General features: G+C 43.9%; 11 protein-coding genes, 1 tRNA gene and 1 pseudogene. 7 read left to right on the top strand and 6 right to left on the bottom strand.

The window, feature by feature from the left end; genetic code table 11:
- Positions 1-66 precede the first annotated feature (66 nt).
- The 3 genes from NL626_RS10605 to yejK all read right to left on the bottom strand — a co-directional run bounded on the left by NL626_RS10605 (position 67) and on the right by yejK (position 3,744).
- Positions 67-1,230, bottom strand: coding sequence for a chemotaxis protein (locus NL626_RS10605; protein WP_253657328.1), 1,164 nt, complete (start codon positions 1,228-1,230; stop codon positions 67-69).
- A 104-nt stretch (positions 1,231-1,334) separates the two neighbouring features.
- Entirely contained in the window at positions 1,335-2,663 is a 1,329-nt protein-coding gene (locus tag NL626_RS10600) for an Hpt domain-containing protein (protein ID WP_253657327.1), read from the bottom strand.
- Positions 2,664-2,745: 82 nt separating this feature from the next.
- The gene (gene yejK / locus NL626_RS10595; RefSeq protein WP_005380723.1) at positions 2,746-3,744 is read right to left on the bottom strand and encodes a nucleoid-associated protein YejK; all 999 of its coding nucleotides are present in this window, start codon (positions 3,742-3,744) and stop codon (positions 2,746-2,748) included.
- Positions 3,745-3,829: 85 nt separating this feature from the next.
- Here yejK and NL626_RS10590 point away from each other — a divergent pair, with 85 nt between their 5' ends.
- The 3 genes from NL626_RS10590 to NL626_RS10580 all read left to right on the top strand — a co-directional run bounded on the left by NL626_RS10590 (position 3,830) and on the right by NL626_RS10580 (position 6,133).
- Positions 3,830-4,057 carry a YejL family protein gene (locus NL626_RS10590; RefSeq protein WP_005380722.1) on the top strand — a complete coding sequence of 76 codons (228 nt, stop codon included), beginning with the start codon at positions 3,830-3,832 and terminating at the stop codon, positions 4,055-4,057.
- A gap of 22 nt (positions 4,058-4,079) precedes the next feature.
- Positions 4,080-5,888 (top strand): DUF3413 domain-containing protein, encoded by a 1,809-nt coding sequence (locus NL626_RS10585; protein WP_253657326.1) that lies wholly within the window; start codon positions 4,080-4,082, stop codon positions 5,886-5,888.
- A 154-nt stretch (positions 5,889-6,042) separates the two neighbouring features.
- Positions 6,043-6,133: transfer RNA gene (locus NL626_RS10580), tRNA-Ser, on the top strand.
- Positions 6,134-6,327: 194 nt separating this feature from the next.
- On the opposite strand, the gene NL626_RS10575 is transcribed toward NL626_RS10580, so the two are convergent.
- A complete protein-coding gene (locus tag NL626_RS10575) occupies positions 6,328-7,251 on the bottom strand; it encodes a histone deacetylase (RefSeq protein WP_005384909.1) in 924 nt (307 codons plus the stop codon).
- Positions 7,252-7,522: 271 nt separating this feature from the next.
- Here NL626_RS10575 and NL626_RS10570 point away from each other — a divergent pair, with 271 nt between their 5' ends.
- Positions 7,523-8,212, top strand: a complete 690-nt coding sequence (locus NL626_RS10570) for an SDR family oxidoreductase (protein ID WP_253657325.1) — start codon at positions 7,523-7,525, stop codon at positions 8,210-8,212.
- A gap of 183 nt (positions 8,213-8,395) precedes the next feature.
- A complete protein-coding gene (locus NL626_RS10565; protein ID WP_005380717.1) occupies positions 8,396-8,602 on the top strand; it encodes a hypothetical protein in 207 nt (68 codons plus the stop codon).
- Between the two features lie 44 nt (positions 8,603-8,646).
- Here the strand turns inward: NL626_RS10565 and NL626_RS10560 are convergent, their stop codons facing one another.
- Both NL626_RS10560 and NL626_RS10555 read right to left on the bottom strand, forming a co-directional pair.
- A complete protein-coding gene (locus NL626_RS10560; protein WP_253657324.1) occupies positions 8,647-10,614 on the bottom strand; it encodes a DNA topoisomerase III in 1,968 nt (655 codons plus the stop codon).
- A gap of 102 nt (positions 10,615-10,716) precedes the next feature.
- The gene (locus NL626_RS10555; RefSeq protein ID WP_005380711.1) at positions 10,717-11,265 is read right to left on the bottom strand and encodes an NAD(P)H nitroreductase; all 549 of its coding nucleotides are present in this window, start codon (positions 11,263-11,265) and stop codon (positions 10,717-10,719) included.
- A gap of 173 nt (positions 11,266-11,438) precedes the next feature.
- Between NL626_RS10555 and NL626_RS10550 the strand changes: the two genes are divergently transcribed.
- Positions 11,439-12,755 (top strand): MFS transporter, encoded by a 1,317-nt coding sequence (locus NL626_RS10550; RefSeq protein ID WP_253657323.1) that lies wholly within the window; start codon positions 11,439-11,441, stop codon positions 12,753-12,755.
- A gap of 101 nt (positions 12,756-12,856) precedes the next feature.
- Positions 12,857-13,051: pseudogene (locus NL626_RS10545) on the top strand (IS3 family transposase); the annotation flags it as partial.

The raw sequence follows: 13,051 nt of genomic DNA, 5'->3' as shown, positions 1-13,051 counted from the left end.
CCTTCCGAATTCAATACTAAAAAAGAGCGCTTTAAAGCGCTCTTTTTTTATTTCCAAAACAAATCGTTAGCTTTGTTTGACTGGCGTTTTCACGGCTGCACGCTTCCCAAACCAATAGCCCAATCCAAGCGGTGCAAAGAATATAACGGCAATGAACAGAATAAAGTAGATGATGGTACTTTTGACAAGTTCAATCAGCTTAGTCATGGCGAGATTCACAACCTCTTGCGACACTCGATCCATATCTTGAGCAAACTTCTCGCGCTCATGGGTAATGATCTGTGCGATTTCTTGGCGCTCTCTGGCAACCATCAGCTCTATAGCTTGGCGTTCTTCACCCAACTGAGATAAACGCGCCTCCGTCCTTTGATCGATATCGTCAACCAAGGGTTGTAACTCCAGCGCCATTTGTTCTGCCAAATAGCGCATGTACTCTGGGTTGTTATCGATAAAATCCCTCATCGAATCAGCGGTAACTTGCAAACTATTGAGCGCCGCATTGACTTTTTCGATACTGGCAGAGCTATTCAAGGCCAACAACTGCGCTTTCCACGTCATAATTTTTGGTGTCTGCTCTGATACCAGACTTAGACGATCAGAGACATCCCCGAGTGCTTCTGGCATCGTGCCTAGCGTTGTAACGGCTTCCTCTTCGCTAATTTGGTTTGCATCTAACCACCTACGGTAAGCCGGAGTCCTAATCATGCTTAAATCAGCGAATGGATGCTGCTTGGCGAACTCTGCAACAAACGTTTTTGTCTTGATGTATGCTTCTTTCTTCAATAAAGATTGAGCCAGTTTATCTACCTCTTTCGCTAAATAAACGGAAACTAACTTAGCCTCATCAGACGCAAAGAGCTCATTACCAGAAGCGGTAGTAAAGAACTGTTCCATTTGTAGCGTGAAAGTCCATGTATCAATCAGTGCAGCCATTGGGGACACTTGGTATGCAGAAGCTTGGATGCCTTCTTCAGCATTTATCTTCCAAAGTAAAATATAAGATTGATGAACTTTATCATGAGGCTCATATTGTTCGTGTAGTGCGTCTGCTGCTTGCTCAACCTGAGCAAAAAACTGCTGCGCATACTCACGAGTCAAAAGACGCATATTGAGCTCTTGTTTGGTAAGAGGGACGGTTTGACTCTCGATCTTGACTTCGAGCAGGGAGCACCCTGAAAGCATCATAACCAGCCCTATCAACATCATTGAAGACATTCGGCGAACGGACATGAAAACACCTTTAACAAATTGTATAGAACAGGAATAAAGCGAACTAAGTCATATAGTTCGAACCTTTATTACCTCAACTCTTATGACATTAAGTCAGAGCAATATCAATCTGTTAGCGCTTCTGTTATCTTTTCACTATTGATAACATTATTAGCAAAAAGTATGGTTTGTTTTAGGACATCATCTAAACATGCCAACTTCTCTTCCGGCACTTTTTGCCCTTGTTTAATCAACAGTTCAATATCACCCGAAATACAGTGCAATGGCATTGCACCTAAACTCCCTGAGACCCCTTTAAGGCTGTGTGCGGCTCTTTGCGCTTGCTCTTTATCCTCTTCTAACAGCTGATACATTTTAGTGCCATCGCCAGAGTGGTCCTGAATAAAGACCTCCAGTAACATCCGCACAGCGCCCTCGTCACCAGACAGAGAATCTAACATTTTATTGATATCTATGTACGGCTCACGTTCCACTACTTCTACTTGTGATGAATTCACCTCATTACAACTTTCTTCGTTCATTTGGACGTTTTGAAAGTTTTCTGACTGAGCTGAGGGAACAGTGTTAGCTCCATTTTCATCATCGCCAACTTGCTCTGACTTTTTATCATCGGTTCTGGGTAGTGGTATCGGTTGAATCGTTTTTGGGGAGAAGGCTCCCCATGAAATGAGGAAAAGGAGCAAACCACTGATTACAGACAACCAAACAATAAAAGTCATTAGCTTCTGTTCCAACTGATCATTTATCGAAGTTAACTGGTTCGGGAAATCTGGATTAAGCAGTTGATTGGATAAATAACTGCCCTGTGCCTGAGCAGATAGTGCGCTTGAGGTTTGAGCAAGCTGGCGCTGAAGAGCACTTCGCTCTTCGGGAGAGAGCGTCTCTGATTCAATAAAAAGTCGGTCTAAGTCACGGTAAGTATCGCTATTCGTTGCAGAGTCACTAAAGACAGACTCAAAAACAAGCGCACCTAAGCGATAGTACATTGCCTGAATTTGCTCAGAGTTTTCTGTTCGAGCACGGCTGCTTCGTAACTGTTCTGCTAACGAAACCAATTCACTGTCACTTCTTACAAAAGCTCGAGCACTTTCTAAAAATCGGTCGGTCGTATAAAGTAATTGAGTGATGTCTGGTGTGATTTTCCCTTCAGAAAACTCACTTTCAAGCTGTAATCGAACTGCATAAGCCAACTGAAGTTTCAGTGAAATTTGGTCGACGTGTTTAACACGGTAAGGCAGATCGAAGTTAAAAAAGTGCCTGACTTCTTCAACTTTACTTCCTAACTCATTTACAGTCGAAATCGTTTGAATCGTTTGTTTGGCTTGCAGCCAAATGCCAAGTGCTAAAACACACCACAAAACGAACCAGAACCAAACAAACCGCCGTATTCCTTCTTTTAGCTTCAGCAACACTTGCCCCTCGCATATCTCCATTAATTACAAGCATATACTATGGATGTTTCTTATTCACATAAAAAAAGAGAGCCGTTTGCTCTCTTTATTTAACGATATGATTTTAATTGCGACTTAACTGATCTTTTAGATTTGGAGGCGTCCCTTTAATCGTTAAGGTATCCGTCTCTGGATCATAAAAAATACGCTCGCCAAGTAAGAGACTATCGAAGCTAATATTCAAACCACCACCAGCTCCAACAAATTTAGTCAGTTTGCGAACCGTCGCACGATCACCTGGGAAAGACTCTTCAAGTTCGTACCCTTGCTCTTTGGTGAAATCCATAAAGCTCGTGCCATCTTGGCTTTGAGGAAGCTCTCCGGAAAGTTCTGAGATTTGAACTTCATCACCGGATTTAATTTGCTCATTGCAGTAGTCGTAAACTTGTTTCTTGTACTCGTTCACTTCTTGCTTTTCTAGCTTCGAGTCAGCACAAAAATCATCCACCGCCTGCATCAACACTAAGTTTTGTTGTTTAGTATCTAAGCCAATATCCGCTTGCAGAAAATCTAGGAAGAAGTCCGCCACTTTACGGCCAACACGTCCTTTAATGTATTGCAGATAACGATTGGATTCCTTGTCGGTCTCGTAGCTCGACAGGTCGATGCGTGCGGCAATATCCATTTTGGTGATATCTAAGTAATCTGTCGCACTGATGTCCAAACCTTCGGTCACTTTTAAACTCTGATTCATTGGTAAGATACCGATGAACAAGTAGTCCGTTGCTAAACTCTGATACTCAGCGAAAACCAAGATACCTTCATCCGCAAATGGGTACTTAATCAACTCTTCTTTCAAGCGATTTGCACTAATTTGTGAGAAGTCGTAAAAATCTCGCTCTCCTTTGCGCATTTCTTGAAGCCAAAATTGAAATTCGCTGTCTGACTGGAAAGCGCCAAAACCTTTACCAGCTTTAGAATGGAATACTCGGTGAAGCTCAGCGACTAAGTTTTCTGTAGATGCATCGTTCTCTAATGATGCTGGACGAAAGTTTACAACCAGCTCGTCCTGATCGTTTTTGCACAGTTGATGCAGAATAACGTTTGAAAGATGAAGACTCATAGTGATTTTATCTTGCTACAAGGTTTTAGTTGATGGGCATTGTAGGTTATCATAAGCCGCTTTTACTATCATTATTAGAGTCTTTATGCCGATTACATCTAAATATACTGACGAGCAAGTAGAAAAAATTCTTGCTGAAGTAGCAACAGTTCTTGAAAAACATGCTGCTTCTCCTGAGTTGACGCTAATGATTGCCGGAAATATCGCAACCAATGTCTTAAATCAACGTGTTGCTGCTTCACAACGCAAAGCGATTGCTGAAAAATTTGCTCAGGCGCTGATGTCTTCTTTAGAAACACCAAAAACACACTAATCACGGACAATAGAACACATACATGGTAGACAGCGGAAACTCATACGGCGAACGTGTATCTCGACTAGTTGGTTGGGGTCACTGGTTTGCATTCTTCAATATCGTTGCATCGATGTTGATAGGCACACGCTACATTGTTCAGTCTCCTTGGCCCGAGACGTTACTTGGTCAGTTTTATCTGGCGGTTTCTTGGGTTGGTCACTTTGGCTTTCTAGTTTTCGCACTTTACTTGCTTGTTCTATTCCCGTTGACGTTTATCCTGCCATCGCGGAAGTTGTTCCGTTTGGTGGCAGTGATTTTCGCAACCGTTGGGCAAACCATATTATTAATTGATACCCAAGCGTATCAGTCGATCAATTTGCACTTAACTCCCGTTGTCTGGGAGTTACTATTCAGCGAAGACAAAAGTGCGCTCAGCACTGACCTACAACATTTATTTGTTGTGATGCCGCTGATCTTCCTTATTCAACTCGCACTATCCGAATGGGTATGGCGAAAACAGCGCAAACTATCTCATAAGCACGTAGGACGCCCTCTCGCGGCCGTCTTTTTCCTCAGCTTTATGACCAGCCATTTGGTTTACATTTGGGCAGATGCGTATTTTTACAACCCAATTACTAGCCAGCGTTCAAACTTCCCGTTGTCTTACCCGATGACAGCGAAGAGTTTTATGGAAAAACATGGTCTACTTGACCGTGAGGAATACCTAAAACGTTTAGCAGAAAACGAAGGCAACGTAGAGTTAGTCAACTACCCTCTTGAAAAGCTTGAGTTTAACCGCCGAGTTAATAAGCTCAATGTGTTGATGATCAGCATAAACAATTTACGAGCGGATGCGCTGAACCAAGAAGAGATGCCTAACCTCTATGAGTTTGCTGAAAACAATCAGAACTTCCGTAATCATTACAGCTCAAGTAATGATACATACGGGGCCTTTGGTTTGTTCTACGGCTTACCGACTAGTTATGCATCAAGCATCAAGGCGCAAGGTGCGTCCCCAGTATTGCTCGATGTACTGAAAGATCAGGGCTACAACTTTGGTTTATTCAGTGGCAGTGGGTTTGAAGATGATCTCTACTCAGAAATTGTTTTCCGCGACTTGAACTTAGCGGAAGACCTAGATGGCACGCAAGCTCATACCGATAAACAATCTATCGCAAACTGGAATACATGGTTAGCAGAGAAAGCAAGTCAGCCATGGTTTAGTTACATCGAAGTCACCACCGTTGATAATTTTGAATCGATTCCTTCAAATAATGACGAAGAAATGCCCGCAAGTGAGCGATTCAAAAAAGCTTATGAATATGCAGTGAAGTCGGCGGATAGAACTATCGCCGGTATTATTGATGAACTAGAAACGACGGGACAACTGACAAACACCATCGTAATCATCACTTCTAATCACGGTAGTGAATTTAACGAAACCAATACGAACAGCTGGGGAGCAAACAGCAACTACAGCCGTTATCAATTACAAGTTCCGATGGTGATCCATTGGCCTGGAATGCTAGCTGGCGAATTTAATCACAGCACAAGTCACTTGGACCTCTCAGTTACACTGTTGCAAGATATGCTCGGCGTATCTTCCAACCCATATGATTACAGTAGTGGTCGCAACCTATTCGATGAAAGTCGTCGTCGCTGGATCTTGGCGGGCGATACTCGCGAGCTTGCCTTAATTACTAGCTCACAAACCACAGTGATCGATAAGTTTGGCAACTACAAGCTGTATGACAAAAACTACAAACGACTTCGAGATGATGCACCGAAGTTGCCAGTTTTGATGCAAGGTTTAACTGAGTTACAGCGTTTTTATTCTAAAAACGATTAATACCTAGCAATCCATATACTATTCAAACTCCCCTTTTTGGGGAGTTTTTGTTTATTTAAACAACACAAACCACAAATTTGCGCAGTAAACATCCAATCAGTTCAACTAGGGGTTTACAACATTTTCAAAGCCTTATATTATGCGCCTCAACAACGGAGAGATGGCTGAGTGGTTGAAAGCACCGGTCTTGAAAACCGGCATACGTTAATAGCGTATCTAGGGTTCAAATCCCTATCTCTCCGCCACTTTTAGAAAAAGCCCGCTAAGAAATTAGCGGGCTTTTTCGTATCTCCAGACTTAAAAAGATTTGTACAAATCACTTACCACTTCTTGAACGCAACTAAGCACTCCGCCACACTCAGAAAGAACCCACAAAAAATTAATGCCCTTTTCGTTCGTTCCAGTGTTGAATCAATTTGATATTTACGTCTAGTTGTATCTACTCATCAATAAAGACTTCTTTAGCGGCATTGATAAGCTGCAAATGGATTGGGACGAGGTCAGCATGATTCGTTCGATATCCACCTCCAACGACAGCTGCGACAGGGATACCTCGAGATTTCACTGTTTGCATTAAAAATCTATCACGTTCTAAAATCCCTTGCGTCGACACATCAAAATATCCAAGCTCATCGTCTTGATGTATATCGACACCAGCATCGTAGATAACCAAATCAGGGCGATGAAGATTAAGTGCCATATCGACCACTTCTTTAAACGCCATTAAAAAATCCTCATCACCTGTTCCTCGCACCAAAGGCACATCGAGGTCAGACTGAGGCTTCCTCGCTGGAAAGTTTTTATCACAGTGGAAAGAAAGCGTGATAATATCTGGCTCATCGTCACATAAAGTTGCTGTTCCATCCCCATGATGAACATCACTGTCAATGATCAATACTTTATCGACATGCTCAACTTCGAGTGCTTGCCTAGCCGCGATCACTAAGTCATTAAATAAACAAAAACCACTACCAAACTCTTTGTGTGCGTGATGATACCCACCACTCAAATGAATGGCCACTCCGTACTCAAGTGCCTTTTTTGCGGTCAGAGCCGTGCCCGCTGCTGAAGTTAGCGTTCTGGTAATGAGAGACTCACTCCAAGGAAAACCTATTCGGCGCATCTTCGCAGCTGGCATGTTTCCACTAACAAGCAACTCGACGTATTCCTCGTCATGAACACGTTTTACTTCCCCAACAGTTAATGCTTCGGGCTGGAAAAACTGCGTGTGCTCTTTCCAGTTATCTTTCTCCATGTGCACCAATACCGATTCATAGAGGTACTGGTATTTCATAATTGGGTAACGATGCCCCTCTGGCAACTCAAGTTGAGAATAAATCGGGTGGTAGATAAATGGCAGCATGAGAAATTCTTAATAACAATGGTAACGAAATAGTATCAACTTCAAGGGTTGAATAAAATGCAATTTAATTGATAATGATTTTCAATATCAATTAAATTTAATATACATATGAATTCTACTTTCTTTGCTATTCTCGGCGCACTGTTTGGCTCTCTTTGTGCTCTGTCCCTATTTTCATCTCTCGTTGTTGGTGCGTGGTGGTTGGTTGATTTTATTGTGCTTAGCTAACACAATGACTTTCAACTGAAATCAAAAAAACATAGGTGTTTGTATGAGTCAAACCGTCTTTATTACCGGAGCAAATCGCGGCATTGGCCTTAGCTTAACTGAGCTGTACCTGAACCAAGACCACCAAGTACATGCTACTAGCCGCTCCTTAGAGAACAGTTCAGAACTACAAACTCTAGCCTCACAATTCAGCAATCTAGTTTTGCACGAACTGGATGTCACGCACTACGAACAAGTCGCTAAGCTTGCCGATAAACTCCCTGCCATCGACTTACTCATCAATAATGCAGGATATTACGGCCCCAAGGGATATGGCTTTGGAAATACTGACGTAGAAGCATGGCGTAAAGTCTTCGAAGTAAACACCATTGCTCCGTTAAAACTGGTTGAGCACTGTTACCCTCGCTTACAACAAGGCAAGATAAAAAAGATTGCTTGTATCTCATCAAAAGTGGGGAGCATGACCGAAAACACGTCCGGTGGCGGTTATATTTATCGCTCATCGAAAGCGGCGCTTAACTCGGTTGTGAAAAGCTTAAGTAATGATTTAACACCTGAAGGATTTACCGTTTTAGCGCTTCACCCTGGTTGGGTAAAAACGGCAATGGGCGGACCAAATGCATTGATAGATACGCAAACCTCCGCACAGGGCCTCGCGAACGTGATAGAGCTGAGTACACCGCAACTTTCAGGTCGATTTATTAACTACGATGGTACTGAGTTACCTTGGTAGCAGCATTAAGACACAACCATCACTAAACCAAATACCATCAAAGCCAGGCTTCATAATCGTGACTTGGTTGGCAAACATAATGTTCATCAGTGATCCACCAGCATAATTCGCGCAATCTAACTTGAATTTATCTACATCCAATCCAGACTTAGGAAAAAGTAGAACAAATAAGGAGAAAGCACGATGGCAGCAGATAGGGATTTGGTTAATTTTAGCGAAGAGCACGAACTAAATTACTGCTTGAGAAGTGCTGGTAAACGCCAAACTCAAGCGAATCGAGATACATTAGTTGACTTGGGCAACCAGGTGAAAGAGGTACTGGACAAACGCGTGTTAACTCAAGGTGAAGTAAGAGGCGCGATCCAAAACCACGGTGACCTGTTCGAGTAATCTATTTTCAAGCATGCGCGGTGTTTAATTACACCGCGCTTGTCCTATGCCTGCTTACCTTTGGTTGCACGAGATTTAGTCGCGCCACCATTCTTTGAATAACTGCGCTTTTTACGTTTAAACGCAGGACGTTCCACCTTGGGTAGATGACGTAATGAATCAGGGATAGGGCCTGCTTTTACTTGTGCCATCAAGCTATCAATGCGTTGTTCCAGTGCTTGCATGAACGGCTGATATGCTTGATTTCTCTCTGCCATACCTTGTAACTGGTGCTCCCAATGAGCCGTCATATCAGGGTATGTTGAATCTTCTGGCAAGGCATGAATGAGACCTCTTCCCGCAGGAGAACTGAGAATTGACTTACCTTGACGCGTAAGCAGTTGGCGTTTGAACAGCGTGTCCAAAATACCAGCGCGAGTCGCTTCCGTGCCTAGCCCATCAGTGTCACGAAGGATTTTTTTCAGTTCTTTATCCGCAACGTAACGGGCGATCCCGGTCATCGCTTGCAACAGCGATGCCTCGGTAAAATGCTTTGGTGGCTCGGTTTTTCGGTCTTTTATTTCCCCTTCACGACAAGTTAACACGGTGCCTTCGGGTAGCGGTGGCACGGCATCAATACCTTCATCTTCCTTGTCAGTTTTGCCCATTAGCGCTTTCCAACCCGGCGAAACTAACTGACGACCTTTCGCGACAAACGTACCGCCAGCGATATCGAAAACCAATTTAGCTTCTGCGTAAACCGCCGCCGGATAGAACTGCATGAGGTACTGGCGCGCAATCAATTGATACACTTTCATCTCATTGCCGGAAAGCGCATTCACATTAGCTTGCTTCGGTGTAGGGATAATCGCATGGTGCGCATCCACTTTTTTATCGTTCCAGGCTTTGGACTTTAATGTTAAGTCTGCTCCCTGAACGGCAACTTGCAACTCTTTTGCGTTATTCGCAATAGCAGTTGTCACCGTCCCTGCTTGTGAGTAGTGTTCCATTGGTAAATAGCGACAATCTGAACGCGGGTAAGTGATCAGCTTGTGCTTTTCATACAATGCCTGACAAGTATCTAGTACTTGTTGCGCACTCATACCATAGCGCTTCGCGGCATCGATCTGTAAAGCAGATAACGAATAGGGTAATGGTGCTGATTGCTTGGTTTGCTTTTGTTCCGACTCTGTTACTTTTGCGGGTTGATTTGCGATACGGTTTGCAACATTTTCCACCAACTTACGGTTTAATACTCGACCTTCTTCGTCCTGCCAAGGCTTACATGCCTCACTTGGCTTCCAACGAGCACGAATATCAAAAGTACCATTGGCGTCTTGATATGGGATCAGAGCATGTAGGGTAAAATAGTCCTTCGGGACAAAGTTTTCGATTTCCTCATCACGACGCACCACTAAGCCAAGAACTGGCGTTTGCACTCGCCCTACCGAGAGAACACCTTGATACCCTGCTTTTTGACCAAGCAAGGTATAAGCACGAGACATGTTCATGCCATACAACCAATCAGCCCGAGAGCGAGCCAATGCAGAAACTGAAAGTGGGATAAACTCGCGATTACTGCGCATAGAACTGAGTGCGCGTTTCACCGCAGGTAAGTTCAAGTCGGAAATCAGCAAACGCTGTGTGGATTCCTTCTTGGTTTTAGATAACTTGCAATAGTCCAGAACTTCATCAACTAACAGCTGACCCTCTCGATCTGGGTCTCCTGCATGAATGACTTCTTTAGCTTCTTTGAGCAATTTACGAATCACTGTTAATTGCTTACTTGCACTTTTCCTCGGTCTGAGCTGCCATTGCTGCGGAACAATTGGTAAATCTGCCATATTCCACTTTTTGTAACGCTCATCGTAAGCGTCGGGTTCGACCTGTTCGAGTAAGTGGCCGATACACCAAGTAACGATATCCCCGTTCCCACAGCGGATGAATCCTTGATCTTTCTTTTGAGGGTTTGGCAGTGCAGCGGCAATCGCACGGCCTAAACTTGGTTTTTCAGCAATAAACAGACGAGACATAACGTTTTGGAAATAAATATAATTAGGGCCACATTATCGAATGTAGCCCTAATAAATCAAGAAAACTGTATAAATAAACAGTCAGTATATTCGAGTTTTCAGTTATAGAAACTCAACAAACTGAGAAAGATCACGCTCAGGAACTTTCATCGGTGTACAACCAGGCGTGCCTAAGTACAAGAAACCAACAATCTCATCGTCACCTTCTAAACCAAATGCTTGATGAACTTCTGGATGGAACATCCACTTACCTGAGCGCCAAAACCCTTGAAAGCCTTGCGCTACGGCTGCCATTTGCATCGCTTGTACAGCACATCCCGCAGATAAGTGTTGCTCTAGTGCTGGTACTTTCTCATGTTCTGTTACTTTAGCAATAACAGTGATCACCATTGGTGCACGAAATGGGGCATTCTTTACCTTTTCTACCACCGCTTCATCACTATTTTCAGCTTCTGCCGCTTTTACCAAGATATCTGACAGTTTTTTCAAACCATCGCCCTGTGCGATAACGAAACGCCAAGGGGTTAATCCCGCATGGTCAGGCGCACGAAGGCCTGCACGAATGATGTTCTCAAGTGCTTTACCTTCTGGTGCAGGCGCGGATAACTTCGCGATAGATCGGCGATTGAGCAAAAGATCGAGAGCGTCCATGAAAGAATCCTTATTGAATATCGTTGTTATTTTGTTTACGCCACTTTAGCACAATCTGCTCCTGCGAATAACAACCGGTTTTCTGGGGGCTTGATAACGTGCTTCACTTAACATCAAACTGGGTTTAATGTTAATTTATTCGCGAAATGAATAAGTTGAACATAGGCAGGTTGATGAACAAGGACAAACAAAACAGCATTTACGAAAAGATCGTTAATGACGAAGATGCCCGTGCCTGTAAGGCGATTCCTGAATCAGCTTGTCATCAAGTTCCCGGCAACTTTCTTAAAATCATTCTCGCTCAGTTTTTAACGAAGGTCGGCGATGCGTTAATCAACCCTAAAGTCACGTTGCCGTGGATACTACAAAGTCTCGGGGCTCCGGTTTACTTAATTGGTTGGCTGGTTCCTATTCGTGAGTCAGGATCCCTTATCCCACAACTTAGCATCGCGCACTACATCCGACGCATTCCAGTAAGAAAATGGGTCTGGGTAATTGGCAGCATCTTGCAGGCTCTTTCCATATTTGCAATCGGATTGGTCGCATTAACTCTAACAGGAGCAGCTGCGGGTTATGGTGTGATTGCATGTCTTGTGATCTTCAGCCTCTCACGCGGTTTAAATTCCGTCGCATCAAAAGATGTATTGGGCAAAACCATCCCTAAAAACCAACGAGGTCAAGTCAACGGCTGGTCTTCAAGCGCTGCTGGCCTGGTTACGCTGCTTTTCGCTAGCCTTCTGGCACTAGCCTGGTTATGGGACGTAGAGCCGACAGAGCGCTTTTACGGTCTGAGTTTAGGCTTAGCGGGCGTCATATGGCTCATCGCGGCATTCGTCTATGCGCGAATTAATGAGTATGCCGGTGAGGTAGACGGTGGTCGAAATGGCGTCCTCGAAGCATTTAAACAACTCGCGTTACTTAAGACAGACGTGACCTTTCGTCGATTCGTTATCACGCGGACATTATTTTTATGTTCTGCGCTGAGTGCACCGTACTACGTTGTGCTGGCACAGCAATCTCTGGGTGGACAGCTCTGGGTGCTAGCTCTCTTTATGTTTGCGAGTGGCTTAGCCTCCTTTGTGTCAGGTCCTTTCTGGGGAAGAATGTCCGATCGCTCTAGCCGCAGTGTGATGGTCATAGGCGCAATGATGAGCGCGCTACTTGGTGTTGTGTTATTTGTTTACGATACATGGGTCACCGCTAGCCAAAGCGGCCTATTCGTGATTCCTCTGCTTTACTTTTGTGTTTGTATTGCCCACGACGGAATACGAGTCGGACGAAAAACCTATTTAGTTGATATCGCAGAAGGTGACAAACGGACGAGCTATGTAGCCGTGAGTAACACAGTGGTTGGGATAATGCTGCTTCTAATGAGCTCTCTTGGTGTTATTTCGAACTTCTTGAGCCTTTCAGCTGTGGTGTTAGTGTTCTCTTTTATTACTTTTGCTGGCGTGGTAATGGCCAAACAACTGCCAGATATCAGTGACTAGTTCTATACAAAAAAGCTGCGCTCAAAGCGCAGCTTTTATGGTAAATACTGTGCCGTCCTAAATAAGGTTGACACTTTCCACCCCCAAAATTGGAGAGTGTTATGAAATCAACAACTAAAAGAACTCAGCGCGATTACTCCCTCGCTTTTAAACTCACTGTAGTTGATGAGGTTGAAAAAGGAAGCCTCACTTACAAACAAGCCCAAGAGAAGTATGGCATCCAAGGTTGCTCTACGGTTTTGGTTTGGCTTCGTAAGCATGGTCGACTAGATTGGTCTAAAGGGACACCTAACTTT

It is taken from the genome of Vibrio sp. Y58_MX_L22, from assembly GCF_024181865.1.
Lineage (GTDB): Bacteria > Pseudomonadota > Gammaproteobacteria > Enterobacterales > Vibrionaceae > Vibrio > Vibrio alginolyticus.
Note: the sequence above shows the minus strand (reverse complement) of the source record. Positions and strands in the feature narration are given on the sequence as shown.